At 72.6% G+C, this 26,997-nt stretch carries 29 protein-coding genes; 16 read left to right on the top strand and 13 right to left on the bottom strand.

Annotation, left to right across the window (positions count from 1 at the left end; translation table 11 throughout):
* Positions 1-99 precede the first annotated feature (99 nt).
* Together ACIP5K_RS01290 and ACIP5K_RS01285 are read right to left on the bottom strand one after the other, a co-directional pair.
* Positions 100-543, bottom strand: coding sequence for an ATP-binding protein (locus ACIP5K_RS01290; protein ID WP_401403778.1), 444 nt, complete (start codon positions 541-543; stop codon positions 100-102).
* A 314-nt stretch (positions 544-857) separates the two neighbouring features.
* Positions 858-1,772, bottom strand: coding sequence for a heavy metal transporter (locus ACIP5K_RS01285; protein ID WP_401403776.1), 915 nt, complete (start codon positions 1,770-1,772; stop codon positions 858-860).
* 74 nt (positions 1,773-1,846) lie between these two features.
* Here ACIP5K_RS01285 and dapE point away from each other — a divergent pair, with 74 nt between their 5' ends.
* Both dapE and ACIP5K_RS01275 read left to right on the top strand, forming a co-directional pair.
* The gene (dapE, locus tag ACIP5K_RS01280) at positions 1,847-2,956 is read left to right on the top strand and encodes a succinyl-diaminopimelate desuccinylase (protein ID WP_401403774.1); all 1,110 of its coding nucleotides are present in this window, start codon (positions 1,847-1,849) and stop codon (positions 2,954-2,956) included.
* A gap of 63 nt (positions 2,957-3,019) precedes the next feature.
* Positions 3,020-3,769, top strand: coding sequence for a TIGR00730 family Rossman fold protein (locus tag ACIP5K_RS01275; protein WP_401403772.1), 750 nt, complete (start codon positions 3,020-3,022; stop codon positions 3,767-3,769).
* Between the two features lie 14 nt (positions 3,770-3,783).
* Here the strand turns inward: ACIP5K_RS01275 and folP are convergent, their stop codons facing one another.
* Positions 3,784-4,644 carry a dihydropteroate synthase gene (folP, locus tag ACIP5K_RS01270; protein WP_401403770.1) on the bottom strand — a complete coding sequence of 287 codons (861 nt, stop codon included), beginning with the start codon at positions 4,642-4,644 and terminating at the stop codon, positions 3,784-3,786.
* Between the two features lie 155 nt (positions 4,645-4,799).
* Between folP and ACIP5K_RS01265 the strand changes: the two genes are divergently transcribed.
* Together ACIP5K_RS01265 and ACIP5K_RS01260 are read left to right on the top strand one after the other, a co-directional pair.
* Positions 4,800-5,192 carry a DivIVA domain-containing protein gene (locus ACIP5K_RS01265; RefSeq protein WP_401403768.1) on the top strand — a complete coding sequence of 131 codons (393 nt, stop codon included), beginning with the start codon at positions 4,800-4,802 and terminating at the stop codon, positions 5,190-5,192.
* Complete coding sequence (locus tag ACIP5K_RS01260; protein ID WP_401403766.1) at positions 5,189-5,791, top strand: DNA-3-methyladenine glycosylase I; 603 nt, start codon at positions 5,189-5,191, stop codon at positions 5,789-5,791. The genes ACIP5K_RS01265 and ACIP5K_RS01260 overlap by 4 nt, the downstream gene beginning before the upstream one ends.
* Here ACIP5K_RS01260 and ACIP5K_RS01255 read toward each other — a convergent pair.
* Positions 5,788-6,591, bottom strand: a complete 804-nt coding sequence (locus ACIP5K_RS01255) for an enoyl-CoA hydratase/isomerase family protein (RefSeq protein ID WP_401403765.1) — start codon at positions 6,589-6,591, stop codon at positions 5,788-5,790. The two genes, ACIP5K_RS01260 and ACIP5K_RS01255, sit on opposite strands and share 4 nt — an antisense overlap.
* A gap of 320 nt (positions 6,592-6,911) precedes the next feature.
* Here ACIP5K_RS01255 and ACIP5K_RS01250 point away from each other — a divergent pair, with 320 nt between their 5' ends.
* Positions 6,912-7,079: a DUF3117 domain-containing protein gene (locus ACIP5K_RS01250; RefSeq protein ID WP_003966491.1), complete on the top strand. Its 168-nt coding sequence runs from the start codon at positions 6,912-6,914 to the stop codon at positions 7,077-7,079.
* A gap of 537 nt (positions 7,080-7,616) precedes the next feature.
* On the opposite strand, the gene ACIP5K_RS01245 is transcribed toward ACIP5K_RS01250, so the two are convergent.
* Positions 7,617-8,315 carry an O-methyltransferase gene (locus ACIP5K_RS01245; RefSeq protein WP_401405217.1) on the bottom strand — a complete coding sequence of 233 codons (699 nt, stop codon included), beginning with the start codon at positions 8,313-8,315 and terminating at the stop codon, positions 7,617-7,619.
* A gap of 145 nt (positions 8,316-8,460) precedes the next feature.
* Between ACIP5K_RS01245 and sigE the strand changes: the two genes are divergently transcribed.
* The 5 genes from sigE (at position 8,461) to ACIP5K_RS01220 (ending at position 13,566) form a co-directional block, all read left to right on the top strand.
* A complete protein-coding gene (sigE, locus tag ACIP5K_RS01240) occupies positions 8,461-9,240 on the top strand; it encodes an RNA polymerase sigma factor SigE (RefSeq protein WP_401405215.1) in 780 nt (259 codons plus the stop codon).
* Complete coding sequence (locus tag ACIP5K_RS01235; protein ID WP_401403763.1) at positions 9,237-10,226, top strand: anti-sigma factor family protein; 990 nt, start codon at positions 9,237-9,239, stop codon at positions 10,224-10,226. Before sigE ends, ACIP5K_RS01235 begins: the two co-directional genes overlap by 4 nt.
* A gap of 140 nt (positions 10,227-10,366) precedes the next feature.
* Positions 10,367-12,118, top strand: a complete 1,752-nt coding sequence (locus ACIP5K_RS01230; RefSeq protein WP_401403761.1) for a S1C family serine protease — start codon at positions 10,367-10,369, stop codon at positions 12,116-12,118.
* 176 nt (positions 12,119-12,294) lie between these two features.
* The gene (locus tag ACIP5K_RS01225) at positions 12,295-12,753 is read left to right on the top strand and encodes a sec-independent translocase (protein WP_401403759.1); all 459 of its coding nucleotides are present in this window, start codon (positions 12,295-12,297) and stop codon (positions 12,751-12,753) included.
* Between the two features lie 135 nt (positions 12,754-12,888).
* Positions 12,889-13,566 (top strand): hypothetical protein, encoded by a 678-nt coding sequence (locus tag ACIP5K_RS01220; RefSeq protein WP_401403758.1) that lies wholly within the window; start codon positions 12,889-12,891, stop codon positions 13,564-13,566.
* A 106-nt stretch (positions 13,567-13,672) separates the two neighbouring features.
* On the opposite strand, the gene ACIP5K_RS01215 is transcribed toward ACIP5K_RS01220, so the two are convergent.
* Genes ACIP5K_RS01215 through ACIP5K_RS01205 form a run of 3 tightly spaced genes read right to left on the bottom strand, consistent with a single transcriptional unit; the run spans position 13,673 to position 16,669 of the window.
* Positions 13,673-14,806, bottom strand: coding sequence for an Mrp/NBP35 family ATP-binding protein (locus ACIP5K_RS01215; protein WP_401403756.1), 1,134 nt, complete (start codon positions 14,804-14,806; stop codon positions 13,673-13,675).
* A 44-nt stretch (positions 14,807-14,850) separates the two neighbouring features.
* The gene (locus ACIP5K_RS01210; protein WP_401403755.1) at positions 14,851-15,405 is read right to left on the bottom strand and encodes a DUF1003 domain-containing protein; all 555 of its coding nucleotides are present in this window, start codon (positions 15,403-15,405) and stop codon (positions 14,851-14,853) included.
* Positions 15,395-16,669, bottom strand: a complete 1,275-nt coding sequence (locus tag ACIP5K_RS01205) for a magnesium transporter MgtE N-terminal domain-containing protein (protein WP_401403753.1) — start codon at positions 16,667-16,669, stop codon at positions 15,395-15,397. The genes ACIP5K_RS01210 and ACIP5K_RS01205 overlap by 11 nt, the downstream gene beginning before the upstream one ends.
* Positions 16,670-16,846: 177 nt before the next feature.
* Between ACIP5K_RS01205 and ACIP5K_RS01200 the strand changes: the two genes are divergently transcribed.
* Positions 16,847-17,593 carry a hypothetical protein gene (locus ACIP5K_RS01200; protein ID WP_401403751.1) on the top strand — a complete coding sequence of 249 codons (747 nt, stop codon included), beginning with the start codon at positions 16,847-16,849 and terminating at the stop codon, positions 17,591-17,593.
* Positions 17,594-17,630: 37 nt separating this feature from the next.
* Here the strand turns inward: ACIP5K_RS01200 and ACIP5K_RS01195 are convergent, their stop codons facing one another.
* Positions 17,631-18,146, bottom strand: coding sequence for a hypothetical protein (locus ACIP5K_RS01195; RefSeq protein ID WP_401403750.1), 516 nt, complete (start codon positions 18,144-18,146; stop codon positions 17,631-17,633).
* 13 nt (positions 18,147-18,159) lie between these two features.
* A complete protein-coding gene (locus ACIP5K_RS01190; protein ID WP_401403748.1) occupies positions 18,160-19,293 on the bottom strand; it encodes a magnesium and cobalt transport protein CorA in 1,134 nt (377 codons plus the stop codon).
* 513 nt (positions 19,294-19,806) lie between these two features.
* On the opposite strand from ACIP5K_RS01190, the gene ACIP5K_RS01185 reads away from it, so the two are divergent.
* Positions 19,807-20,397, top strand: a complete 591-nt coding sequence (locus tag ACIP5K_RS01185) for a suppressor of fused domain protein (RefSeq protein ID WP_401403747.1) — start codon at positions 19,807-19,809, stop codon at positions 20,395-20,397.
* A 119-nt stretch (positions 20,398-20,516) separates the two neighbouring features.
* Here the strand turns inward: ACIP5K_RS01185 and ACIP5K_RS01180 are convergent, their stop codons facing one another.
* Positions 20,517-21,773 carry an MFS transporter gene (locus ACIP5K_RS01180; protein WP_401403745.1) on the bottom strand — a complete coding sequence of 419 codons (1,257 nt, stop codon included), beginning with the start codon at positions 21,771-21,773 and terminating at the stop codon, positions 20,517-20,519.
* A 176-nt stretch (positions 21,774-21,949) separates the two neighbouring features.
* On the opposite strand from ACIP5K_RS01180, the gene ACIP5K_RS01175 reads away from it, so the two are divergent.
* The 3 genes from ACIP5K_RS01175 to ACIP5K_RS01165 all read left to right on the top strand — a co-directional run bounded on the left by ACIP5K_RS01175 (position 21,950) and on the right by ACIP5K_RS01165 (position 24,448).
* Positions 21,950-22,588 (top strand): DUF6758 family protein, encoded by a 639-nt coding sequence (locus ACIP5K_RS01175; protein ID WP_401403743.1) that lies wholly within the window; start codon positions 21,950-21,952, stop codon positions 22,586-22,588.
* Positions 22,589-22,789: 201 nt separating this feature from the next.
* Positions 22,790-23,653 carry a PHP domain-containing protein gene (locus tag ACIP5K_RS01170; protein WP_401405213.1) on the top strand — a complete coding sequence of 288 codons (864 nt, stop codon included), beginning with the start codon at positions 22,790-22,792 and terminating at the stop codon, positions 23,651-23,653.
* A gap of 189 nt (positions 23,654-23,842) precedes the next feature.
* The gene (locus ACIP5K_RS01165; RefSeq protein WP_401403741.1) at positions 23,843-24,448 is read left to right on the top strand and encodes a MarC family protein; all 606 of its coding nucleotides are present in this window, start codon (positions 23,843-23,845) and stop codon (positions 24,446-24,448) included.
* A gap of 90 nt (positions 24,449-24,538) precedes the next feature.
* Here ACIP5K_RS01165 and ACIP5K_RS01160 read toward each other — a convergent pair whose 3' ends face one another.
* A complete protein-coding gene (locus ACIP5K_RS01160) occupies positions 24,539-24,691 on the bottom strand; it encodes a hypothetical protein (RefSeq protein ID WP_401403739.1) in 153 nt (50 codons plus the stop codon).
* A gap of 251 nt (positions 24,692-24,942) precedes the next feature.
* Between ACIP5K_RS01160 and ACIP5K_RS01155 the strand changes: the two genes are divergently transcribed.
* A complete protein-coding gene (locus tag ACIP5K_RS01155) occupies positions 24,943-25,854 on the top strand; it encodes an NYN domain-containing protein (protein ID WP_401405211.1) in 912 nt (303 codons plus the stop codon).
* Between the two features lie 59 nt (positions 25,855-25,913).
* On the opposite strand, the gene ACIP5K_RS01150 is transcribed toward ACIP5K_RS01155, so the two are convergent.
* Entirely contained in the window at positions 25,914-26,792 is an 879-nt protein-coding gene (locus tag ACIP5K_RS01150; protein WP_401403737.1) for an alpha/beta fold hydrolase, read from the bottom strand.
* Positions 26,793-26,997: the final 205 nt, after the last annotated feature.

Raw genomic sequence — 26,997 nt, 5'->3', positions numbered from 1 at the left:
GGCGGCCCGCCGCACGGGACGAGAGACACGGGACGAGAGAGGGGCGCCCCGAACGCTGGACCAGCGTTCGGGGCGCCCCTCTCGTCACGCGTGCGCGACTCAGCCGAGCGGCAGGCTCTGGACCGGGAGGGACTCGGTGGGCAGGCCGCCCTGGGTCAGCGAGTCGGTGGGCAGGCCGCCCTTGGTGGCGGTGCCAGCGGTGTCGCCGACGACGTCACCGGTGCTGCCGGCCAGGTCGCCCGCGGCCTTCTGCGCCGCCGGGGTGGCCGTCTTGGCACCCTTGCCGACCGTCTTGCCGGCCGCCGGAACGGCCTTCTTGACGGCCTTGCTCCCGGTGTCGCCGGCCATGCCGGTGGCGTTCTGGGTCGCTCCGTCGACGGTGTTGCCCAGGTTCGCGCCGTCCAGCGCGGTCACGCCACCGAGGTCGGGCGTGGCCGGCAGCTCGGCAGCGCTCACGGAACCGGCCGCACCGACCACGGGTGCCGCTCCCGCCGCAAGGAGCAGCGCGGCACGGGCGATCCGACGGGTCAGGGGGAGGGACATGATGCTCCTAAGACGGGAGAGAACGTGTGGTGGCCGATCACCGTGCGGCGCCTGGTGCCGTGCGGCGGTCGGACACCGTGACAACAGCCCGACGCCCCGGGAAGGTTGCGGGTCGGCAACGTAAAGGGTTGGTAATGCGTCGCATTATCTGCCGCGGATAAAAACGGGCAAACGCCGCTGCCCGGCCGGGCCGGAGCACCGCCGGAAGCCCCTTGTCCCAAGGGCATCACGGCCCGCGCCGGACCCCGCCCCGACGCGTGGCCGCGCGGTGCGCCGGACGCGGCCCGCGTCCCCCCGACGGGTGACGGCCCGTACTACTGACCGGTGGCGATACGGACCTCCGCGACGGCCTGCGCGACCCCGGAACCGCCCGCCCCGTGCCATCCCTGCCCGCTCTGCCCGGCGGTCCACTCCCGGCCCGCGTAGGAGACACGTTCGATGCGCAGCGCGGACGCGTTGGCCACCGCCCACTGCGCCAGCTCCCAGCCGCGCCGCCGCTCCCCGCCCGCGGCGAGGTCCCGGGCGGCCGGCACCGGAACCCGCACCGAGCGCCCGCCCCCGGGAGGCGGCGCCGCCGCCCGTCCGAAGTCCCGGACCAGCGCGGCCCGCACGCCCGCCGGGCCGCCGCGCGGGCGCTCAGCCCCGGCGGCGGCCGGCCCGCCCTCGCAGGTCAGCGAGGCGGCGGCCCGTCCGGTCAGGGCGGCGGCGAGCAGGGCCGCGTCCGGCTCGTGCTTCGCGTACGCCTGCGGGAATCCGCTGCGCTGCACGCGCTGGGCGGCGGCGGTCAGCGGCAGCCGCGCATAGCCCGGGACCTCCGCCAGGCGCGCGTAGAACTGCCCGGCCGCGTACGCCGGGTCCATGATCTGCCGTGCGGTGCCCCAGCCCGCGGAGGGGCGCTGCTGGAAGAGGCCGAGCGAGTCCCGGTCGCCGTGCCGGACGTTGCGCAGCCCCGACTCCTGGAGGGCGGTCGCCAGCGCGATGGTGACGGCGCGCTCGGGCATGCCGCGGGAGGTGCCCACCGCCGAGATCGTCGCCGCGTTCACCGCCTGCTCGGACGTGAACACGAACGCCGCCCCGCCATGGGCCGCCGCCACCGCGCACCGCGGCGCCGGGCGGCTCCCCGTGGCGTACCGCACGGCGCCATAGCCGGCCACGGCGAGCAGCACGGCGAGGGCCGCGCCGATCCGCCGCAGACGGCCGCGCCGCGCGACGGTGGGGGGCCCGGACACGCGACCAAGGTACTGGAGCGCACCGACAGGACGGCCCGGCGGCGGCCGGACACCGCCCGTCTAAAATCGGCGCCATGGACCGCACCACGCTCGACCTCACCCAGGACGCCGCCCGCCTCACCGCCCAGCTGGTCGACCTCGCCTCGCCCAGCGGCAGCGAGAAAGAGCTGGCGGACGCCGTCGAGGAGGCGCTGCGCGCCCTGCCGCACCTGAGCGTCGAGCGGTACGGCAACAACGTGGTCGCGCGCACGCAGCTGGGCCGCGACGAGCGGATCATCCTGGCCGGCCACCTCGACACGGTCCCGATCGCGGACAACGTGCCCTCGCGCCTCGACGAGGACGGCGTCACCCTGTGGGGCTGCGGCACCAGCGACATGAAGTCCGGCGTCGCCGTCCAGCTGCGCATCGCGCACACCCTCACCGCGCCCAACCGCGACCTGACCTTCGTCTTCTACGACAACGAAGAGGTCGCCGCACACCTCAACGGCCTCGGCCATGTGGCGCAGGCCCACCCCGACTGGCTGGAGGGCGACTTCGCGATCCTCCTGGAGGGCACCGAGGGCCTGGTCGAGGGCGGCTGCCAGGGCACCCTGCGGGTCATCCTGAAGGTCGCGGGCGAGCGGGCGCACTCCGCGCGCGCGTGGATGGGCGCGAACGCCATCCACGCCGCGTCCCCGATCCTGGAGCGCCTCGCCGCCTACGAGCCGCGCAGGCCGGTCGTCGACGGCCTGGAGTTCCACGAGGGCCTGAACGCCGTCGCCATCGAGGGCGGAGTCGCCAAGAACGTCATTCCCGACGCCTGTTCCGTCACGGTCAACTTCCGCTACGCACCCGACCGTTCCATGGCGGAGGCCGAGCGCTTCGTCCGGGACTTCTTCGCCGGCTGCCCCATCGACGAGTTCATCGTCGACGACCACACCGGCGGCGCCCGGCCCGGCCTCACGCACCCCGCCGCGGCCGCCTTCCTGGCCGCCGTCGGCGGCGAGGCGCGCCCGAAGTTCGGCTGGACCGACGTCTCCCGCTTCAGCGCCCTCGGCGTGCCCGCGGTGAACTACGGACCGGGCAACCCGATCTACGCCCACAAGATCGACGAGCGGGTCGACACCCGGCTGATCCTGGAGGCCGAGCGGGTCCTCGCCGCCTGGCTCACCGCTCCCCGAAACGCCGGGGTCCCTCGCGGGTAACCCGCGTAGACCTACCCTTGCCCTACGTAAGTGCGTGATGACTGCGCAGGAAGGGAGCGGACCATGAGCAACCCCGAGGGCACGCGACGTCCCAAGGAGCAGCGGACCGGACCGGTGGTCCGCCGCCGCGACCAGGTCCAGCCGGGGACGAGCGACCAGCGTCTGCTCGACACGGAGGGCCCGTCGGGCTGGGTGCACACCGACCCCTGGCGGGTGCTGCGCATCCAGTCCGAGTTCATCGAGGGCTTCGGCACGCTCGCCGAACTGCCGCCCGCGATCAGCGTGTTCGGCTCCGCCCGCACACCGCAGGACTCACCGGAGTACGCGGCGGGCGTCGAGATCGGCAAGGCACTGGTGGAGGCCGGGTTCGCGGTCATCACCGGCGGCGGCCCCGGCGCCATGCAGGCCGCCAACCAGGGTGCCGTGGAGGCCAAGGGCATCTCGGTCGGCCTCGGCATCGAACTGCCCTTCGAGCAGGGGCTGAACCAGTACGTCGACCTCGGCCTGAACTTCCGTTACTTCTTCGTACGGAAGACGATGTTCGTGAAGTACGCGCAGGGATTCGTGGTGCTGCCCGGCGGCCTGGGCACCCTCGACGAGCTGTTCGAGGCGCTCACCCTCGTACAGACCACCAAGGTGACGCGCTTCCCGATCGTCCTGTTCGGCACGCAGTACTGGAGCGGGCTCGTCGACTGGCTGAAGAACACGGTGATCGCGCAGGGCAAGGCCAGCGAAGCCGACCTCCTGCTGTTCCACGTCACGGACGACGTGGACGAGGCCATCGCGCTGGTCACCAAGGAGACCGGCAAGTAGGCCGCTCCGCGCCGTCACGCCAGCCCCCGGCGGGCCACCGCCGGGGGCCGGTGACCGGCGATGGACGCCACCATGTCGAGCACCTGCCGGGTCTCGGCGACCTCGTGCACCCGGTAGACCTGCGCGCCCAGCCACGCCGACACCGCCGTCGTCGCCAGCGTCCCGACGACCCGCTCCTTGACCGGCTTGTCGAGCGTCTCGCCCACGAAGTCCTTGTTGGACAGCGACACGAGCACCGGCCAGCCCGTCTCCACCATCTCCGGCAGCCGCCGCGTCGCCTCCAGCGAGTGGCGCGTGTTCTTCCCGAAGTCGTGGCCCGGATCGATCAGCACCGACTCGCGCGGCACACCGAGCGACACCGCCCGCCGCGCGTAACTCACCGTCACGTCCAGGATGTCCGCCATCACGTCGTCGTAACGGGCCCGGTGCGGCCGCGTGCGGGGCTCCGCGCCGCCCGCGTGCGTGCACACGAGGCCCACGCCGTAGCGCCCCGCGACCTCCGCGAGCCGCGGGTCGACGCCGCCCCACGCGTCGTTCAGCAGATCCGCGCCCGCCTCGCACACGGCCTCGCCCACCTCGTGCCGCCAGGTGTCGACGCTGATGATCACGTCCGGGAAGCGCCGCCGGACCTCCGCCACGAAACCGACGGTGCGCCGCGCCTCCTCCCGCGCGTCGACCTCCTCGCCGGGACCGGCCTTCACCCCGCCGATGTCGACGATCAGCGCGCCCTCGGCGACGGCCTGTTCGACCCGCGCGAGCGCGGGCTCGTCCTGGAACGTGGCGCCCTGGTCGTAGAAGGAGTCGGGGGTCCGGTTCACGATCGCCATGATCACCGGTTCGTGCGCGGCGAACTCGTGCCGACCCAGCCTGAGCATCCCTGTGACTCTCCTCCGGATCCCTCGGGATCCCACTGCGATCACGTATCAACGGTCGCCTGCGACCTTAACCGTCGGTACGGCATGGCACGATCGGACCCTGACGGTTCCGGGTCGCGTGCAGACCGACCCGGTCGAGCCAGGGGACGGCACAGATGGTCATGTTCTTGTTTCTGGTCGCCGCGCTCGTCGTGGTGGTCGCGGCGGTGACGCTCGCGATCGTCGGCGGGGGCGACGGCGGCGCACTGCGCGACGAACCGTCCCAGTTCTACGCGGACCCGCTGCCGCACGACCGTCCCGTCGGCCCCTCCGACGTGGACGCGCTGCGACTGCCGACCGCCGTGCGCGGCTACCGCATGGCGGAGGTCGACGACGCGCTGAACCGGCTGGGCGCGGAACTCGCCGAGCGGGACGCCCGGATCACCGAGCTGGAGTCGGCGCTCGCCTCGGCCCACGCGCGGACCCGGCCGCCCGTCGACCGCCGCCCCGAGGGCGGCTTCGCGCCGCCCGGCGGCTACCCGGACGAGCCGGGGGAGGACCTGCGATGAGCGAGGAGCCGACCGGCGCCGCGATCCCCGGGCCCGACGGGAGGCCGCGCTGCCCCTGGGGCCTGTCGACCGAGGACTACGTCGTCTACCACGACACCGAGTGGGGCCGCCCGGTCCACGGCGACGACGCGCTGTTCGAGCGGCTGAGCCTGGAGGCCTTCCAGTCCGGACTGTCCTGGATCACGATCCTGCGCCGCCGCGAGACCTTCCGCACCGCCTTCGCCCACTTCAAGATCGCCGAGGTCGCCGCGTTCACGGACGCCGACCGCGAGCGGCTGCTCGCCGACCCCGGCATCATCCGCAACCGCGCGAAGGTCGACGCCACGCTGTCGAACGCCCGGGTGCTCGCCGACTGGCCCGCGGGCGACCTCGACCGGCTCATCTGGTCCTTCGCGCCGGACGCCGCCGGCCGCCCGGCCCCGCGCCTGCTGTCGGACGTCCCGGCCAGCACGGACGAGTCGAAGGCCCTGTCCAAGGAGCTGAAGCGGCGCGGGCTGCGGTTCGTCGGCCCCACCACGGCGTACGCGCTGATGCAGGCGTGCGGGCTGGTCGACGACCACCTCGCCGACTGCGTGGCCCGCACGGCCGCCGGGCGCTAACGCCCGAGGTACTTCGGCTTCTTCTTGGCGACGAAGGCCTGCACCGCGATGGCGTGGTCCTCGGAGGAGCCGGCCCGGGACTGGAGCTCGTCCTCCTTCTCCAGGGTCTCGTCGAGGGAGTGGTCCGCGGCGTAGGCCAGCGACTCCTTGAGGGCGGCGTAGGCGACGGTCGGGCCCTCGGCGAGGGCGCGCGCCACCGCGCCCGCCTCCGCGGCGAGGTCGGCGCCGGGCACGACCCGGTTCACGATCCCCAGGTCGTGGGCTTCCGCCACGGAGATCGAACGCGGGAAGAGCAGCAGGTCGGCGGCGCGGCCGGGGCCGATCAGCCGGGGCAGCGTCCAGGACACGCCGGAGTCGGCGGTCAGCGCGACGCCCGCGAACGCGGTGGTGAACGAGGCGTTCTCCGCCGCGATCCGGTAGTCCGCGCAGAGCGCGAAACCGAACCCGGCGCCGGCCGCCACGCCGTTCACCGCCGCCACGACCGGCTTCGGCATCCGGGTCAGCGCCCGCACGATCGGGTTGTAGTGCTCGTGCACCGTGCTCATCGTGGTGCCCCGGCCGGCCTCGCGGTCCGCCAGCAGCGACCCGACGTGCTCCTTCAGGTCCTGCCCGACGCAGAAGGCCCGGTCACCGGCCGCCGTGAGCAGCACCGCCCGCACCGCGCCGTCGTCGGCCGCGGCCTGTACCGCGTCGCGGAGGGCGACCTTGGCCTCGGTGTTCATCGCGTTCATCGCCTCGGGGCGGTTCAGCGTGATCGTCGCGAGCCCGTCGCTCACCTCGTAGAGCACGGCGTCGGCCATGGGAGCCTCCTATGCGGTTGCTTAGTCGTCCGTGCACAGCATGACGGAGATCACGGCCCGCGGAACGCCCCCCGCATGTGACCTGCGTCAAACAATTCCGTCACGGAAGAGGCGCGAGAGTGGCGCAGTATCGCAGCCACATCCCCGAATTGAGTGGTTTTGCTCAAGCGCGTTGCGCAAGCGATGCCTGCCGATGTTGGTCATCGGGTCCTGTGATGCGGGATAATGGCCTAGAAGCAATGTGTTCGATGCCGGTGATGAGTGCCCGTTCAGGGGGCCGTCGGCGCTGATGTGAGCTGGTTTCAGGAAGGGGAACGAGCATGGCGGCCATGAAGCCGCGAACGGGTGACGGCCCGCTCGAGGTGACCAAGGAGGGGCGGGGCATCGTCATGCGCGTTCCGCTCGAAGGCGGCGGTCGGCTCGTGGTAGAGCTGACGCCGGACGAGGCAGACGCCCTCGGCGACGCCCTGAAGAAGGTCGTCGGCTGACGCGGAAGCGACCATACCTTTTCGACCGCCCTGGCACACATCCGGTGCCAGGGCGGCCGTGTTTCCCCAGGTCAACCCCCCTTTGAGGCGAGGCGCGAGCAAGGCAGCCAGAGACACCGCCCGGGGCGACCGGAGACACCACTCAGGGGCGCGGGGCACCGGACGATCCCGGGGGAGTGAGGCGCCGCTCAGGGGCGCGGGGAACTGCGCGCCCGGCCACGGCGGAGGATCACCCGACGACGTACGGGTGCCCGTGACCCGGGCGCGGGGCACCGGACGATCCCGTGGAACTGAAGCACCGCTCAGGGGCGCGGGGAACTGCGCGCCCGGCCACGGCGGAGGATCACCCGACGACGGACGGGTGTCCCTGACCCGGGTGCGGGGCACCGGACGATCCCGGGGGAGTGAGGCGCCGCTCAGGGGCGCGGGGAACTGCGCGCCCGGCCACGACGGAGGATCACCCGACGACGTACGGGACGCCCCCGACGACCCCGGCGCGGCCACCGGACGATCGCCGGGACGACCGCACCGCCCCGCCTAACGCTTCACGGCACAGAGCAGCCCATCCCCGACGGGCAGCAGCGAGGGCACCAGCCCCGCCGACTCCCGAACGGCCCGCAAAAGCTCCCGCACCCGCACGACCTCCACCGGCTGCGGCCCCGAGTCCACGGTCCGCCCATCGGCGAAGACCCCCTCGAAACAGACCAGCCCACCGGGCCGCAGGAGCCGCAACGATTCGGCGAGATACTCCAGCGACTCCATCCGGTCCCCGTCGCAGAACACGAGGTCGTACCCGCTGTCCGCGAGCCGCGGCAGCACATCGAGCGCCCGCCCCGGAATGAACCGCGCCCGATTGGCGGCGAACCCGGCCGCCCGGAACGCCTGCCGCGCGAACTGCTGCCGCTCCGGCTCCGGATCCACCGTGGTCAGCACGCCGTCGAGCCGCATGCCGTGCAGCAGATGGATTCCGGACACGCCCGTGCCCGTACCGATCTCGGCGACGGCCTTGGCCCCGACGGTGGCGGCGAGCATCCCCAGGGCCGCGCCCGCGCCGGGTGACACCGAGCGCAGCCCCGCGTCCCTGGCCCGGTCCCGGGCCCAGCGCAGTGCCTCGTCCTCGGCGACATAGGCGTCGGCGAACGCCCAACTCGTCTGCCGGTTGCCGGTAATGGCCCTCTCCTGTCCCCGTGGTTGCCTGCGCGTGACTTTATCCGTTGGTGGCGGGAACTCGCAGATGGGACCGGGCGTTTACGAGAGCAGGGGGAAACAGTGGGACGAAGCGGGGGAGAGCGGTATGGCGACAGCGACAGAACCGGTGGCCGACCGCCGACCGGCAAATCTGAGTAAAAACACTTATCCGGAGCTAACGGGCGAGGTGGCTATGGTAGGGGCTCCACTGGACACCACCAGAGCCGACAGGGGAGGTGCGGCTGCGCCTGTGGATCGGGGAGGAGTGCTCCGGCGTCTTCTCAGGTCGTCGGGTGAGCCGAAATCTGTGACCAACACCGCTGACCGATTCCGCACCACTGACTCCGCGCAGCAGACCGCGACCTTTGCCGCTGACGCGGAATCCCAGGCGTGGACTCCGCCCACCTGGGAGGAGATCGTCAGCACGCACAGCGGCCGGGTGTACCGGCTCGCCTACCGCCTGACCGGCAATCAGCACGACGCCGAAGATCTCACCCAGGAGGTCTTCGTCCGCGTCTTCCGCTCCCTGTCGACGTACACGCCGGGCACCTTCGAGGGCTGGCTGCACCGCATCACGACGAACCTGTTCCTGGACATGGTCCGCCGAAAGCAGCGCATCCGCTTCGACTCCCTGGGCGACGACGCCGCGGAGCGCCTCCCGAGCCGCGAGCCGTCCCCGCAGCAGGTCTTCAACGACGCGCACTTCGACGCCGACGTGCAGCAGGCGCTGGACACCCTGGCGCCCGAGTTCCGCGCCGCCGTCGTCCTGTGCGACATCGAGGGACTGTCCTACGAGGAGATCGCCGCGACCCTGGGCGTGAAGCTGGGCACGGTCCGCAGCCGGATCCACCGCGGCCGCTCGCAGCTGCGCAAGGCGCTCCAGCACCGTTCGCCGGAGGCCCGCAAGGACCGCCGCACACTCGCCACGACGGGGGCGATCCCTGTCCTCGGAGGAGGGGGCGCGACCGCGTGAGTGGACCACGACTCAATCCTGCCGACCGCCAGCTCGCCGCGGCCGACCAGCACCTGGGGGACCGGCTGGCCGCCTTCGTCGACGGAGAGCTGGACCACGACGCCCGGGAGCGCGTCCTCGCCCACCTGGCGACCTGCGCCCGGTGCAAGGCCGAGGCCGACGCCCAGCGCCGCGTCAAGAGCGTCTTCGCCGAGGCGGCCCCGCCGCCGCCCAGCGACAGTTTCCTCGCCCGGCTCCAGTGCCTGCCCGCAGGGGGCGACCCCGAGGACGACGGGACACCGTTCGGTGGCACCGGCTTCGGCGCGGGCCGTCCCTTCGGCGCCGTCCGAGGGCTGGGCAACGGCGTGTTCGACGTCGACACCGAGCCGTTCGGGTACGCGCCGTCCGGCGCCCATGCCGCCGTGCTCCCTCCCCAGCACGGCTTCCGCATCCACGAAGTGAACCGCGACCGGCACGACAGCGACCGGGCCTCGCGCGGGCGCCGCTTCGCGTTCGCCGCGGCCGGGGCCGTCTCGCTCGCCGCGATCGCCCTGGGCGGCGTCACCTCCGGCGTCCCCGCGGACACCGCCGACGCCCGCGGCGCGGGAGGCGGCGGCAACAGCAACGCCACACCCCTGCGCAGCCAGGCGACCGGCACCGCCGCCGTCCCCGAGGCCCAGCGCCGCAGGACGCTCTCCCCGCTGCTCGGCCAGCGCGGCGGCGCCCTCGCCGCACCGGTCTCCGCCACCGGCGCGGGCGCCCCACTGCTGCCGGGGGGTGGGCACGCGGACAGCGCGAGCTATCCGTTCTCCACCCCGATGCTCTCGGCGGCGGCCCGCATGACCCCCCTCATACGCCCCGCCGCCCCCGTCCCCGTGGTCTCCCTCGCGCTGAACCCGCACACGTCGTCCGAGGTCACCGGCCTCGGCCTCGCGGCGCAGACCAGCCTCGCCGCCGCCCCGACCGCCATGCCGACGGTCTCCTCCCGCCCGTCGTCCGCCCGCTGAGCCTGTCCGAGTGCCCTTCGCCGTACCCGCCCCACCTGGTTCAATCCAGGGGAGACCGCGTCCCGGGTTCCGACCCGGGGTGCGCGGGCGGGAGCCGGCGGTGACGTGCCGCGGGCCGGTTGCGGGGAGAGCAGCGGGACATGGACGAGGGCAACCCCCCGAAGGCCAAGTGGTGGAGCCGCCCCCGACCGGACACGGGGCGCCCGCCGGGCGACGACGGCGACGGCGACTGGCATCTCCCGGCCCCCGCCCCGGCCGCCGGCCCCGCGCCCGACCCCGATGCCCCTCCCACGCCCGTACGGGCCCCTGACCCCTCCCCCGAGGCCCCGCGGGACACTTCGCCGCCCCCGGGCGCCCAGGCCCCCGCCGAGGCCCCACAGCAGCCCCACACAGCCTCACCACCCCCGCCGACCCCAGCCACCTCGCCGACCCCGGCGCCCCCGCCGACCCCAGCGCCCTCACCGACCTCGGAGTCGGACGCGCCCCCGGCGTCGGCCGTGCCCCCCGACCAGCCCCTCCCCGACACCCCGGACCGCCAGTACACCGACCGGTACACCGACGTGCCGTACGGAGCGCCGGGGCCCTGGGCGCCCGCGCCGCCGGTGCGGCATCCGGGGCTGACCCCGGCGCAGGGCACCGCACCGCCCGCGGCGGCGACGGCACCCTCCGCGTACCAGGGAGCGCCGGGCCCGGCTCCCGTGTCCGCGGCGCCCTGGCAGCAGTACGACCCCTGGGCCGGGCCCGTCTCGCTGTCGCAGAGCGGCGGGCCCGTCGGGGCGCGGCCGCGGCGCGGGCGGCGCGGCCTGGTGCTCGGCGCCGTACTGATCGCGCTGGCCTCCGGCGGGATCGGCGGCGCCGTCGGCTCGTACCTGGAGCGCGACGGCGTGACGGACATCGAACTCCCGCAGGCGGGCGCCGAGTCCACCCACCGCGCGCCCGGCAGCGTCGCGGGCATCGCCGCGAGCGCGCTGCCCGGCGTCGTCACCATCCACACCAAGGGCTCGGCCGAGCAGGGCACCGGCACCGGCTTCGTCCTCGACGACCGCGGCCACATCCTCACCAACAACCACGTCGTGGACCCGGCGGGGGACGGCGGTGAGATATCGGTCACGTTCGCCGGGGGCGAGAGCGCCCGCGCGAAGGTCGTCGGGCACGACACCGGCTACGACCTCGCCGTCGTCAAGGTCGACCACGTGCGCGGCCTGCGGCCGCTGCCGCTCGGCAACTCCGCGAGCGTGCAGGTCGGCGACCCGGTGGTGGCCATCGGCGCCCCCTTCGACCTCGCCAACACCGTGACCGCGGGCATCATCAGCGCCAAGGACCGGCCGATCACGGCGGGCGGCGAGAAGGGCGACGGCAGCGACGTCAGCTATGTCGACGCCCTCCAGACCGACGCGCCCATCAACCCGGGCAACTCCGGCGGACCGCTGGTCGACGCCAAGGCCCGGGTCATCGGCATCAACAGCGCCATCCGCTCCGCCGACGGCGGCACGGAACCGGACGGCGGCCAGTCCGGCTCCATCGGCCTCGGCTTCGCCATCCCGATCAACCAGGCCAGACGCGTCGCCGAGGAACTGATCAACACCGGGCGGGCCACCCACCCGGTCATCGGCGTCACCCTGGACATGGACTACTCGGGCGACGGCGCGCGCGTGGGCACCAAGGGCAACGACGGCGGCTCGTCCGTCAGCCCCGGCGGCCCCGGCGCCAGGGCCGGGATCGAACCCGGCGACGTGATCACCGCCGTGGACGGGGTCCGGGTCCACGCCGGTGAGGAACTCATCGTCAAGATCCGCTCGCACCGCCCCGGGGACCGGCTGCGCCTCACCGTCGAACGGGACGGGAAGGAACGGCGGGTGTCCCTCGTCCTCGGCTCGGCCGACGGCGACTGACCGCGCCGCGATCGGCGCCCGACCGGTCGGGACCCGGCACGGATGATCCTGGACGTCGCCCGGTGGCTACCAAATGGACAGCTGCGCCGGGTACCGTGGACCGGTCCCCTGCCGGACCCTGCCGAAGACCTGCCACCGAAGACCGCTGCGGGCCGAGGACACGCTAGGAGTGCAAGGTGTTCAACGACATTGGCCTACCGGAGGTCATAGCGCTTGTCGTGCTGGCCGTGCTCGTCTTCGGCCCCGACAAGCTGCCGCAGGTCATCCAGGACGTCGCGCGCACCATCCGCAAGATCCGTGAGTTCTCGGACAGCGCCAAGCAGGACATCCGCAACGAACTGGGCCCGGAGTTCAAGGACTTCGAGTTCGAGGACCTGAACCCCAAGACGTTCATCCGCAAGCAGCTGGACAGCGATGAACTGGGTCTCAAGGAGATCCGCAACGGGTTCGACCTGAAGAAGGAGATGGCCGAGGTCGGCGACGCCGTGCAGACGGTCGGCGACGTGCGCGACGAGAGCCCGTCGTCCGGCGGCCGGATCAGCATGACCAAGGGCCCCGACCTGGAGAAGCGCCCCGAGTCGCCGGAGCAGCAGGACCGGCGCACGCCGCCGCCCTTCGACGCCGACGCGACCTGAAACCACCGCACTCGAAACCGGGCCCCGCGGACCCGGTGTGGCATCCTGCCTTGTTGTTGCGCGGACCGAACGTGAGGACGCCCGAGGGGGGCGGGCCGCTTCGGTCCGTACGAGAGCGAGGAGGCGGCCGGGTACATGGAGACGACGAGTCGGGTGGGCGCGCAGGCGCCGGCCACCGAGGGGGCCGGTCAGGTCCCGGGGGCCCGGCGCACGGTCGACGGATACCTGCTGGCGTCCTTCCCGTGGTACGGCCTCGACGAGGCCTTCACGGGACCGCGTTGGCTGATGCAGGTCGGCACCACGGCGGACGGGTCCGTCGAGCACGGTTCGATCGGGCACGGCGACGAGCCGTCCGTGCGCAGTGAGGGGACGCTCCACGGGGACGCCGCCGAGCGGTTCGCCGTCGTGGTGACCGTCGCCGCCAATCCGGTGCGGCGCAGCGCCGACGGCACCGGCGTCCTGGAGGCGACATCCGTCTCCTCGGCGGCCTGGCTCGCCGGGGTCGGACTGCTCTCGTACACCTGGCCGGGGCAGATGGACCACACGCTGCGGGACGACTGGCTGGAGCAGCAGACCGAGACGGCATGGGTCCTCGCGGACGATCTCCGCTCGGCGGACTGGGCGGTGCTGTCGCTGCCCGTCGACGGAGTGCCGACGGAATTCCACTACCGGGAGTCCGAGTACGGCTGGGTCCTCGCGGGCTCCACGCAGGCCGGAGTCCACCTCGGCGCCTACGGCCGCGGCATGAGCGCCTACGGCCTGGGCTTCTCCGTGGTGAAGGACATCACCGCGTACGCCCCGGACGCCGCGTAGGGCCCGACGGGCCTCTCGCGCGGTCCCCCGCGCCCCTGGCCGGCGGTCTTCGCTCACCAGGGGCGCGCCCGCGCCGGGAACGGACGGGCGGTGGGGGGCGTACGGGCTAGAACTTGTTGCGCGGCGTGATGCCGAGCGACATGCCGGAGAGGCCGCGCTGACGGCCGCCGAGCTGGTCGGCGATGCCGCGCAGCGCCACGCCCGCGGGGGAGTCGGGGTCGGACAGGACGACGGGCTTGCCCTCGTCGCCGCCCTCGCGCAGCCGGACGTCGATCGGGATGGAGCCGAGGACCGGCACCTCGGCGCCCGTCGTCCTCGTCAGCCCCTCGGCGACCAGCCGGCCGCCGCCGGTGCCGAAGACGTCGACCATCTCGCCGCAGTGCGGGCACGGCAGCCCGGACATGTTCTCGACGACGCCCACGATCTTCTGGTGCGTCTGCACCGCGATCGATCCGGCCCGCTCGGCGACCTCGGCGGCGGCCTGCTGAGGTGTCGTCACGACGAGGATCTCGGCGTTCGGCACGAGCTGCGCGACGGAGATCGCGATGTCGCCCGTCCCCGGCGGCAGGTCGAGCAGCAGGACGTCCAGGTCACCCCAGAAGACATCGGCGAGGAACTGCTGCAACGCGCGGTGCAGCATCGGGCCGCGCCACACCACCGGCGCGTTGCCCGGCGTGAACATGCCGATGGAGATGACCTTCACGCCGTGCGCGGACGGCGGCATGATCATGTTCTCGACCTGGGTGGGCTTGCCGTCGGCGCCCAGCATGCGGGGCACCGAGTGGCCGTAGATGTCGGCGTCGACCACGCCGACCTTCAAGCCGTCGGCGGCCATCGCGGCCGCCAGGTTCACGGTCACGGAGGACTTGCCGACGCCGCCCTTCCCGGACGCCACCGCGTAGACGCGGGTCAGCGAGCCGGGCTTGGCGAAGGGGACCTCGCGCTCGGCGGTGCCGCCGCGCAGCGCCGTGGCCAGCTCCTTGCGCTGTTCGTCGCTCATCACGTCGAGGGTGACCCGCACATCGGTCACACCGTCGACCCGGGCGACCGCCTCCCGCACGTTCGTCTCGATGGTCGAGCGCATCGGGCAGCCGGAGACGGTCAGATACACGGTGACCGCGACGACTCCGTCCGCACCGATGTCCACCGATTTGACCATCCCCAGCTCGGTGATGGGCCGCTGGATCTCGGGGTCGTTCACTGTCGCGAGTGCCTCGCGCACCGCGTCTTCCGTAGCCATACGACCGATAGTACGGCGCGGTAATAGGGGCACGGAAAGCCCCGTCAGCGGTCGTCTACGTCACGTGGCCGTTCCCGCTCGGCCGGGAACACCTCGCCCTCGGGCACGGACCGGCGCTGTTCCTCCAGCTCCTTGAGGAGGTCTTGCAGCTCGGAGCGGATCCAGTCGCGGGTGGCGACCTCGCCGAGGCCGATCCGCAGGGCGGCGACCTCCCGGCTCAGATACTCGGTGTCGGCGATCGAGCGCTCGTTCTGCTTCCGGTCCTGTTCGAGGTTGACCCGGTCGCGGTCGTCCTGCCGGTTCTGCGCGAGCAGGATCAGCGGAGCGGCGTAGGACGCCTGGAGCGACAGCATCAGGGTCAGGAAGATGAACGGATACTGGTCGAAGCGCAGATCGCCGGGCGCGAAGATGTTCCAGAGCACCCAGGCGATGATGATCACCGTCATCCAGACGATGAACCGCCCCGTCCCCAGGAACCGGGCGATGCGCTCCGACAGCCGTCCGAAGGCCTCGGGGTCGTACTCGGGCAGCAGCCGGCGGCGCGGCGCGCGCGGCTGGTCCAGGCGGATGCGGGGGCGGGGCGTCTCGTCATTCGCCATGGTTCACGTCCCCCGAGAGGTGGAACTCCTGCTCGCGCCAGTCGTCGGGCAGCATGTGGTCCAGGACGTCGTCGACGGTGACGGCGCCGAGCAGCGAACCGCCCTCGTCCACGACCGGCGCGGCCACCATGTCGTACGTGGCGAAGAACCCGGCGATCTCCGGCAGCTGGGCCGACGGCGACAGCGCCTGGAGGTCGTCGTCCAGGATCGAGCCGACCATGGTGTACGGCGGATCGCGCAGCAGCCGCTGGAAGTGGATGGTGCCCAGGTACTTGCCGGTCGGCGTCTCGTCCGGCGGGCGGCACACGTACACCTGTGCGGCGAGCGCGGGCGACAGGTCGCGGTTGCGGACCCGGGCGAGCGCGTCGGCGACCGTCGCGTCCGGGCGCAGCACGATCGGCTCGGTCGTCATCAGACCGCCCGCGGTCTTGTCCTCGTACGCCATCAGGCGCCGCACGTCGGCCGCGTCGCTGGGCCGCATCAGCGTGAGCAGCCGCTCCTTGTCGTCCTCGGGCAGCTCGCTGAGCAGGTCGGCCGCGTCGTCCGGGTCCATCTCCTCCAGGACGTCGGCGGCCCGCTCCTCCTGCAATTTGCCGAGGATCTCGATCTGGTCGTCCTCGGGGAGCTCCTCCAGGACGTCGGCGAGGCGTTCGTTGGTGAGCGCCGCGGCGACCTCGGCCCGACGCTTGGGGGACAGGTGGTGCAGGACGTTCGCCAGGTCGGCGGGGCGCAGTTGTTCGAAGGTGGCCAGCAGGTTCTCGGCGCCCTGCCCGTGCTCCTCCAGGGAGAATCCGGCGACGGCGGACCAGTCCACGGTCAGCGCCTCGCCCTTGCGCCGGAAGGTGCCGCCCCTGCCCTTGCGGACGAAGACCCGGTCGATCTCCCAGTCGCGGCGGGCCGGCAACTGCTGCACGGAGACGTCGAGGACGGTGACCTCCTCACCCGACTCCACGAGCTGCACGCGCCGGTCGAGCATCTCGCCGAGGACGAGGCGCTCGGTGGGCCGCTGCTCGAACCGGCGGACGTTGAGGACGCCGGTGGTGATGATCTGGCCGGACTCGATGCCGGTGACCCGGGTCATGGGCAGGAAGATGCGACGCCGCGTGGAGAGTTCGACGACGAGGCCGAGGACCCGGGGCGGCCGCCGTCCCACCCGCAGCATCGCCACGAGGTCGCGGACCCGGCCGACCTGGTCGCCGTTCGGGTCGAAGACGGCGATGCCCGCGAGGTGCGAGACGAAGATCCGGGGGGCGCCAGCTGCCATGCCCGTCGGCACCTCCTCGTCGCGTAAGTGATCATTCCGTGGTTCAGGCTAGCCCGTACCCGTGGAAGACGCCTTTGCACATCGGTCCGCCCGGACCCGCCCGGGGAGCCGTGGGCGTCCCCGGTACGCTGCCGTACTGCCGACGAGCCCCTTTCCGTACGAGAGGTAGTACCGCCCGTGACCGCTTTCCCCCTGGCCCGCCGAACCCGCAGAACGCTCCTGGTCGGCGCGATGTGCACGGGGCTCGCGGCCGGGCTCGCGGCCTGCGGGGACGACCCCGACGCGGGCACGAACGGGGTCGGCCGACTGGAGCCGGGCTCGATCCGGTCCCGCACGGTCGAGGCCGCGCGGAGCGCCGACGCCGTACGGCTGGCGGGCACCGTCGTCAGCGGCGGCAAGACGTACCGGCTCGACATGCGGCTGAAGGACGAGGGCGGCACCGGGTCGGTGACGACGGGCGGCACCACGTTCGGGCTGCTGCGGGTCGACGAGCACCTCTACCTCAAGGCCGGCGCCGACTTCTGGTCGCATTCCGACGACGCCGGGGCGCGGCACGGCGCCGGCGCGGGCGACGCGCTCGACGGCAAGTACGTGAAGGTGCCGGCCGGCGATCCCTCGTACAAGCGGCTGAGCACCTTCACCGACAAGGACGTGCTGCTCGACGGGCTGCTCACGCTGCACGGCACCCTCGCGAAGGGCGAGCGCGGCACCTCCGCCGGGGTGCGCACGATCGCGCTCACCGGCGACGACGGCTCCGGCGGCACGCTGGACGTCTCCCTGGAGGGCACCGCGTACCCCATGCGCCTGGAGCGGGCCGGGGGCGCGGGGACCCTGCAACTGACCGAGTGGGGCAAGGACTTCGCCCTGGACGAGCCGACCTCGGCCGACACCGTGGACTACGGCAAGCAGCTCCCGGAGTCCTGAGCGCAGTCCTGGACCGGGTCCCCGCGCGGGCCGGGGCTCAGCGGCGTCGGCGGCGGCCCAGGAGCCGGGGCAGGCCCGCCGGGACCGGGTCGCGGGTGGTGGCCGGGGTCGGCACCGGCGCGGCCGCCAGGGAGTCCGTGGGAGCCGGGAGCGGGGCCTCGCCGGCGACCGGTGCCAGGCGCAGCACCCGGCACTCGCGGGCCCAGCGCTCCGTCATCGTCTCCGCGTCCGGCGCGTTGAGCCGCTTGCCCTTCAGTTCGCCGACGGCCGCCTCCCACTGCGGGGTGCCCGGCGCCAGCTCGGCGGTGGTGGCCCGCCAGCCGACCAGCCGGCCGCCCTTGTCCTTGCTGCGCACGGTCACCACGGCGGTGCCGCCGTCGACGAGTCCGGGCAGCGGCTGCTCGCCGGGGCCGTCGCCGACGACGTGGGCGGCGCCCTCGTGCCACACGTGCCACAGGGCCCGCTCGGCCTCGGTGCCGCGCACCCAGATGAGCCCGGACTTCTTGGTGGCCTCCTCGACGAGGGCGGCGTCGAGCGGTTCGGCAGTCGTCATGCGGCCAGGGTAGCTACAGCCAGCCGTTGCGCTTGAGGGTGCGGTGGATGGTGATGCAGGCGGCGACGGTGACGGCGAGCACCAGCGGATAGCCGAACCGCCAGTGCAGTTCGGGCATGTGGTCGAAGTTCATGCCGTACACCCCGCACACCATGGTCGGCACGGCGACGATGGCGGCCCACGAGGTGATCTTGCGCATGTCCTCGTTCTGGGCGACGGACGCCTGCGCCAGATTGGCCTGGAGGATCGAGTTGAGGAGTTCGTCGAAGCCGATGACCTGTTCCTGGACGCGCTCCAGGTGGTCGGCGACGTCACGGAAGTACTTCTGGATGTCGGGGTCGATCAGCCGCATCGGCCGCTCGCTCAGCAGTTGCAGCGGCCGGCGCAGCGGGGCGACGGCCCGCTTGAACTCCAGGACCTCGCGCTTGAGCTGGTAGATCCGGCCGGCGTCGGAGCCGCGCGGGCCGCCCTTGCCGGTCTGCGAGAAGACGTCGGTCTCGACCTCGTCGATGTCGTCCTGCATCGCGTCGGCCACCGCGAGGTAGCCGTCGACGACGTGGTCGGAGATGGCGTGCAGCACCGAGCTGGGGCCCTTGGCGAGCAGTTCCGGCTCGGCCTGGAGGCGGCGGCGCAGCGCGCGCAGCGAGCCCTGTCCGCCGTGCCGCACGGTGATGAAGAAGTCGCGGCCGAGGAAGCACATGACCTCGCCCGTCTCCACGACCTCGCTGGTGTCGGTGAGTTCGGCGTGCTCGACGTAGTGGATGGTCTTGAACACGGCGAAGAGGGTGTCGTCGTACGGCTCCAGCTTGGGCCGCTGGTGGGCGTGGACCGCGTCCTCGACGGCGAGCGGGTGCAGCCCGAACTCGGCGGCGATCCCGGCGAATTCCTGCTCGGTGGGCTCGTGCAGCCCGATCCAGGCGAAGCCGCCGTCGCGGCGCACCTGGAGGCGCGCCTCACGCGGGGTCAGGCAGTGGTCGCCGGCCTCCACGCGGGCCCCGTCGCGGTAGACGGCGCAGTCCACGACGGCGGAGCAGGCGGACGGGTCACGGGTGGGGTCGTACGAGGAGCGCGCCTCGTTCTCGTACGGGGCCACGCTCTTGCGCAGCGAGGGGCGGACGGCGGCACGCAGATCGCGCATCATCGACATGGGCAGGCTCCTTCGCGGGCGGGAGCCGCGCAGGGCGCTCGGAAGAATCGGAACTGCCCGGAATGAGGACGTCCTGGCCAACCGGAAACCGGGACATGCTGCACGTCCACAAAGCGGGGAGCACCGCACCGACACCGGGCGGCTCCGCTTACTGATTCAGATCAGGAAGATCGGAAAGATCAGGCGGAAAAGAAGTGCTCTTCCGGCATACGCGGACAGCCCGGTACACAGACGGCCGGCGGTACGCCGGTGGCTGCTGACTGCGGGGTGGGATGCGGGCCTAGCGGCCGGAAGAACGGGTGGTACTGCACGGTCGACTTCGATCCATGACAGCCCCACCTCCTCCGGCCGGTCCCCCGTGAGGGACGATCAGTGGGTCGGGTCTTCGAGGGCTCTTGAGGGCCCTCGGCGGGGACGCGCAGCGTTCCGTCCCGACCAGCGGCCAAGACTATCAGCCGACTGAAGAGGCAAGCCCCGCCTTTACCCGTTCCATGCGAGTCCTATGCTCGCGGGATGGGAGAAGTTCTAGCGTTTGTAGAGGCCCGGCTGCGCTCGGCCCTGGGTGAACCGGACGCGCGCGCGGCCGTCACGTTCCTCGGCACCGACCGCATCGAAGTGCTGCGTTTCACCGACGCCGGGCAGGGCGTCGTGCGCTACGCGACGCTGGGGATGTCCGCCGCGCCGATGGCCGACCCGACCGCGGCCCTGGCCGATCCGGTCGAGGGCCCGCGCGCCGAGCTGGTCCTGACGGTCCGTGCGGGGCTCGCCGACACCGACAAGGTGCTCAGGCCGCTCGCGGTGCTGGCGGCCTCGCCGCAGGTGGAGGGCGTGGTCGTGGCGCCGGGCGCGTCGCTGGACGTGGGCGAGCCGCTGTGGCCGGGCGCGCCGTTCACCTCGGTGCTGGTCGCGGAGTCGGGCGGGCTGGTGGAGGACCTCGAACTGGACCCGCCGATGGATCCCGTACGGTTCCTGCCGCTGCTGCCCATGACGCAGAACGAGGCGGCGTGGAAGCGGGTGCACGGCGCGGCCGAGCTGGAGGAGCGGTGGCTGAGCGGCGGAACGGACCTGCGCGATCCGCTGCGCAGGTCCGTCGCTCTCGACTAGCTGTCGATTAGTCCTCGACCAGTTCTCGACTAGCTCTCGATTAGTTCTCCGCCGGCTCTTGCCTGGTCTGGGCTCGTCCGGGCTCGTCCGGGCTCGTCCGGCTCCGGGGGCCCGGTGGTTCAGTTCGCGAAGACGGTCACGCCGTCCTCCGTGGCGTGGCGCGGCTCCAGTTCCTCGGCCTCGTGGGTGAGCGCGTCGCGGCGCACCCAGACGACGACGGCGCCGAGCAGGGCCGTGACACCGGCGACCACGAAGGGGATGTGGACGTCGGTCCACTCCTCGATCTTCGGGGCGAGGAACGGCGCGGCCGCGGCGGCGAACCACCGGACGAAGTTGTAGCCGGCGCTCGCCACCGGGCGCGGCGCGTCGGAGACGCCGAGCGCCAGCTCCGTGTACACCGTGTTGTTCACGCCGATGAAGGCGCCGGACAGGATTGTGCAGACGACGGCCGTGGTGTGGTTGCCGTAGCCGAGCACCAGCACGTCCGCGGCGAGCAGCACCAGCGAGCCGCCGACCACCTTGAGCGAGCCGAACCTGGCCTGCATGCGGGGCGCGACGAGCACCGAGAACAGCGCGAGCAGCACACCCCAGGCGAAGAACACGCCACCCGACTTGTACGGGGTCATGTCCAGCACGAACGGCGTGAAGGCCAGCACCGTGAAGAACGTGTAGTTGTAGAAGAACGCCGAGACGGCGGCCGAGGCGAGCCCGCCGTGGCCGAGCGCCCTGAGGGGGTCCAGGATCGACGTCTTGCGCGCGGGCCTGGGCTGCTCCTTCAGGAAGAGCGAGATGCAGATGAACCCGATGGCCATCAGGGCCGCGGTGCCGAAGAACGGGTAGCGCCAGCTGGCGTTGCCGAGCAGGGCGCCCACCAGCGGCCCGCACGCCATGCCGAGGCCCAGCGCGGACTCGTAGAGCAGGATCGCCGCGGCGCTGCCCCCGGCCGCCGCGCCGACGATGACGGCGAGCGCGGTCGACACGAAGAGCGCGTTGCCCAGGCCCCAGCCGGCCCGGAAGCCGACCAGCTGGCCGACGGTGTCCGAGGTGCCGGACAGGCCCGCGAAGACGATGACGAGCGCGAGCCCGACGAGCAGGGTCTTCTTGCCGCCGATCCGGCTGGAGACGAACCCGGTGACCAGCATCGCGACGGCGGTGATCAGGAAGTAGGAGGTGAAGAGCAGGGAGACCTGGCTCTGCGTGGCCTCCAGGCCCCGCGCGATCGAGGGCAGGATCGGATCGACGAGCCCGATGCCCATGAAGGCGACGACGGATGCCCCGGCGGTCGCCCAGACCGCCTTCGGCTGACGCAGGATGCTGCCCGCACCCGCGTCGAACGGGTCCCCCTCGGCGGGACCTCCTGTACTGCTGTGGCTCATGTCCGTTCCACTTCCTTCGTCGCGAGACCGAATCGTTGAGCTATACACACAATAAGTTAGCGTCGCTAAATAATGCAAGCTACATCTATATGTGTGGTGGAGGGCCGACGGACCGGTGCACTCCGGACGGGTGATCGTCCTTGACGCGGCGCGGGACGGGGAGGACCGTGGGCCGTATGAGGGGCGAACCCAGTTGCCCGAAGTGTGGTGGCCGGGTCAGGGCTCCCGGACTCTTTGCCGACTCCTGGCAGTGCGACGCACACGGGACCGTGCACCCGCTCCAGCCCGTGATCCCGCCCAGCGTCGAGGCCCTCGGCGTCGTGGTGCGCCGCGCGCAGGTACCCGTCTGGATGCCGTGGCCGCTCCCCGTCGGCTGGCTCTTCACGGGGGTGGCCAACGCGGGGGACGACCGGCACGGCGGCCGCGCCACCGCCGTCGCCTGCTCCGGGCCCGCGCCGCTCGGCGGTGTCGGCGAGCTGGTGCTGGTCGCCGAGGAGCTGGGCGTCGGCCTCGGCGCGCGCTACGCGGGCATCGACGGCCCCGACCCCGGCCCGCACATGGACGTGCTCGGCCCGCCGGACGCCAAGGTGGTCGCCGCGGGCCGGCCCACCCCGCTGTGGCACGTGCGGAGCGGCCCCGACGACCGCGCCGTCTTCGCGGGCGAGGCGCGCGGGCTGTGGCTGTGGGCGATCGTCTGGCCCGCGCCGTCCGCGCTGCTCATGTACGACGAACTGGTCCTGACCGACCTGCGGGACGCGGGCGCCGAGGTGGAGCTGCTGCCGTGCGGGGCGCTGTCGCCGCGCGTGTTGCAGTGATCGACGCCGTGGCCGAGCGGTGTGGTGGCTGAGTGGTGCGGCGGTCGAGCGGTGCGGTGGTCGAGTGGTGAGGGAGTACGGGTAAGGGGTCGTCGTCCGTTGCGGGCGTGACGGGAGTGGGTGCGCGCCCCGTTATCCTGGACGAGCCCCTTCCGTTGCCGTCCGTCCCGTCAGGCCCGTCCGAGCTTGGAGTACGCAGCCGTGCGCATCGACCTGCACACCCACTCCACCGCGTCCGACGGCACGGACACCCCGGCCGAGCTGGTGCGCAACGCCGCCGCGCAGGGCCTGGACGTCGTGGCGCTCACCGATCACGACAGCACGCGCGGGCACGCCGAGGCCGTCGCGGCCCTCCCCGAGGGACTGACCCTCGTCACCGGCGCCGAGCTGTCCTGCCGCCTCGACGGCGTGAGCATGCACATGCTGGCGTACCTGTTCGACCCGGAAGAGCCCGCACTCCTCGCCGAGCGCGAACTGGTGCGCGACGACCGCGTCCCGCGCGCCCAGGGCATGATCGCCAAGCTGAACGAGCTGGGCGTCCCCGTCACCTGGGAGCAGGTCGCCCGGATCGCGGGCGACGGCTCGGTGGGCCGCCCGCACGTCGCCTCGGCGCTCGTCGAACTCGGTGTCGTGCCCACCGTCTCCGACGCCTTCACCGAGAACTGGCTGGCCGACGGCGCCCGCGCCTACGTACCGAAGCACGAGACCGACCCCTTCGAGGCGATCCGGCTGGTCAAGGCCGCGGGCGGGGTCACCGTCTTCGCGCATCCGGCCGCCGTCAAGCGCGGCCGCACGGTCCCCGAGTCGTCGATCGCCGAGCTGGCCGCCGCCGGGCTCGACGGCATCGAGGTCGACCACATGGACCACGACCCGGCGACCCGGGACCGCCTGCGCGGCCTCGCCGCCGACCTCGCCCTGCTGACCACCGGCTCCTCCGACTACCACGGCAGCCGCAAGACCTGTGTGCTCGGCGAGTACACCACCGACCCGGAGATCTACGGGGAGATCACCCGCCGGGCCACCGGCGCCTTCCCGGTGCCGGGCGCCGGGGGACGCCGCGCCTGACGGGACCGCCCGGGCACGTCGCGTACGGTGCCCCGCACCGGCTCCTCCGCCCCTCGGCCCCTCCGCACCTATCTCCCGTTCCCACCCCGCACCTTTCTCCCGTTTCCACCCCGCACCCTCCCGCGCCCGCGTCCGAGCGGGTGCGCGCGCACGCCCGCTCATCCCTCGCACCGCAAGGCAAGCCCTCCTGTGTTCGACGCCGCCGTATTCGGATCCCTCTTCCTCACGCTCTTCGTGATCATGGATCCCCCCGGAATCACCCCGATCTTCCTCGCCCTCACCGCGGGCCGACCCGCCAAGGTCCAGAAGCGCATGGCCTTCCAGGCCGTCTGCGTCGCCTTCGGCGTGATCGCCGTCTTCGGTGTCCTGGGCCAGCGCATCCTCGACTACCTGCACGTCTCCGTACCCGCCCTGATGATCGCCGGTGGTCTGCTCCTGCTGCTGATCGCGCTCGACCTGCTCACCGGCAAGACCGACGAGCCGAAGCAGACGAAGGACGTGAACGTCGCGCTCGTCCCGCTCGGCATGCCGCTGCTCGCCGGACCCGGCGCGATCGTCTCCGTCATCCTCGCCGTGCAGAAGGCCGACTCCTTCGCCAACCAGGTCTCCGTCTGGACGGCGATCCTCGCCATCCACGTCGTGCTGTGGCTGGTGATGCGGTACTCGCTGGTGATCATCCGCCTCATCAAGGACGGCGGGGTGGTCCTGGTGACCCGGCTCGCGGGCATGATGCTCTCCGCGATCGCCGTGCAGCAGATCATCAACGGCGTCACCCAGGTGATCCGGGCCGGCTGACCCCGGCCCCGCGCCCCCCCCGGTCGCGGACATGCGAAACCCCCGTGCGCGGCTGCGCACGGGGGTCTCGAAGTGTGTCTGCCGCCGCTGTTACGAGGCGGTCGACTCGGCCGGGCGGATGTAGAGGCGCTGCCCGATGGCCGCCGCCTGCTGAACGATCCGGTTGACGGAGGCGGCGTCCACGACGGTCGTGTCCACGGCGGTGCCGTCGACGTCGTCGAGTCGCATGATTTCGAAGCGCAAGGGCTTCTCCCTTCGTCTGGTCATCCTCCTGAAGGAGAACTGCTGGTGCAGGACCTCAGTCTCGTCCTGCTGTACGGCCAGGCGGTTGCCTGCCCGTTAAGAGTGGATTGCGTGACTACTGAGCCCCGCGTTCTATATGGGTACAACGGGTTGCCCCCTGCAAACATTCCCTACGCTAAAGAAAAATTTCGAGAAGCTAATTACTAGCGGGTAGCGGGACCGGTTGTGCACGGCGCGTGACGGCCGGGAGAATGGCGGCGATGAACCACGACAGCCCCACGGCCGACCTCACCGCCCGTCTCGACGCCACGAACGACCTGCTCAGACGGGTGCTCGCCGAAGTCGCGAAGACCCCGTCGACGCACGCGATCTTCGTCGACGCCGGGTATCTCTACGCCGCCGCGGGACGCCTGGTCACCGGCACCGAGGACCGTCGTGCCTTCGACCTCGACGCCGAGGGGGTCATCGACGCGCTCATCGACAAGGCCCGCACGATCTTCGCGGACAGCCGGCTGCTCCGCGTCTACTGGTACGACGGCGCCCGCCGCCGCATCCACACCGCCGAGCAGCAGTCCATCGCCGAGCTGCCCGACGTCAAGGTGCGCCTGGGCAACCTCAACGCCAACAACCAGCAGAAGGGCGTCGACTCCCTGATCCGGAGCGACCTCGAATCACTGGCCCGGCACCGCGCCATCAGCGACGCCGCGCTGCTCGGCGGCGACGAGGACCTGGTCTCCGCCGTCGAGGCCGCGCAGGGGTACGGCGCCCGCGTCCACCTCTGGGGTATCGAGGCGCCCGAGGGCCGCAACCAGGCCGAGCCGCTGCTGTGGGAGGTCGACAGCCAGCGCACCCTGGACCTCGGCTTCGTGAAGCCCTACGTCACGCGCCGCACCGCACCCACGTACGAGAACGCCGACCAGCCGCGCCCCACGCGCGACCAGGTCCGCTTCGTCGGGGCGCAGATCGCCGCGCGTTGGCTGGCCGAGCGCGGCACCGACGCCCTCGCGCACCTCCTCCAGGGCCACCCCTACCTGCCCGGACCGGTCGACCAGGAACTGCTGGTCGAGGCGGAGAACATGCTCCAGTACTCGCTGCGCGGCCACTCGGACCTGCGGCGGGCGCTGCGCGACGGGTTCTGGAGCCATGTGCAGGCGCAGTACTGAGCGACGGGACGGGAGGGTGGGGCGCCAGGAGGCGGGACGCCGGCGAGTGGGGTGCGGTGCTAGCGGGCGGGGTGCCGGTCCCAGAAGGCCGCCAGGGCCGCGGCCGTCTCCAGCGGGCGGTCGGTGTTGGGGGAGTGCTCGGCCCCGCTGATCACCGAGCGCGCGGCGCCGAGCCGCCGCGCCATGTCGTCGAGCAGCGGCACGGGCCAGGTGTCGTCGCGCTCACCCGACAGCACATGGACCGGCGGCGCGACCGCGGCCAGCTCCGCGACCCGGTCCGGCTCGGTGCACAACTGGCCCGCGGTGGCGATGAGTTGGGCGGGGCTGTGACGCATCCAGCGCCGCCGCAGATCGTCCCGCGCGCCGGCGCCGCGCACGTCGGCCACGTCGGCCACGTCGTCGACCGGGTCGAGGGCCTGGATGGCCTCCCAGACCTGCGCCATGTCCAGGGCGGCCAGCGCGTCCCGCAGCAGCTTCGCGCGCTGCTGCTGGGGCTCGGTGACGGCGGCCGGGCCCGACGCCATCAGGGTCAGGGTCGCGAACGGCGCCGGGTCCGCGATCACCGCCGCCCGCGCGATGAGCCCGCCGAGCGAATGCCCGAGCAGATGCACCTGCGGTACGCGCAGCGCCGCGACCTGGGCCAGAACGTCCAGGGCCAACGCGTGCTGGGCGTAAGGGGTTTCGTCGTCCGTCGGGCCCGACGACTCGTACTGCCCGCGCCCGTCGACCGCCACCGTGCGGTAGCCGGCGGCGCTCAGCGGGCCGTGCAGCGCGATGAAGTCCTCCTTGCTGCCGGTGAACCCGGGAAGGAGCAGCGCGGTGCCGCGCACGGGCCCCCGCTCCGGCTCCCCGACGAGCGCGGCGAACTCGCCGCGCTCGGTGGTCAGTCGGTGCGCGCGCGTGCCGGGCGGCGGGGTGAAGGTGGCGGGCCTGCTCATGCCGTGAGGTTACGTGGTGCGCCGCGCCGGGGCGACACGGCGAAGGCCCGGGCTCCGCATGGTGCGGAACCCGGGCCTGCTGCTACCGGTGTGCTCAGGCGTCGGGCGCCTCGGCGGCGACGGCCTTCTTGCGGGTACGGCGCGGCTTGGCCTCCGCGGGCGTCTCCGTGGCCTCGGCCGCGGCGGGAGCGGCTGCCGCCTTCTT

The organism is Streptomyces sp. NPDC088785 (genome assembly GCF_044750685.1).
GTDB lineage: Bacteria > Actinomycetota > Actinomycetes > Streptomycetales > Streptomycetaceae > Streptomyces.
Note: the sequence above shows the minus strand (reverse complement) of the source record. Positions and strands in the feature narration are given on the sequence as shown.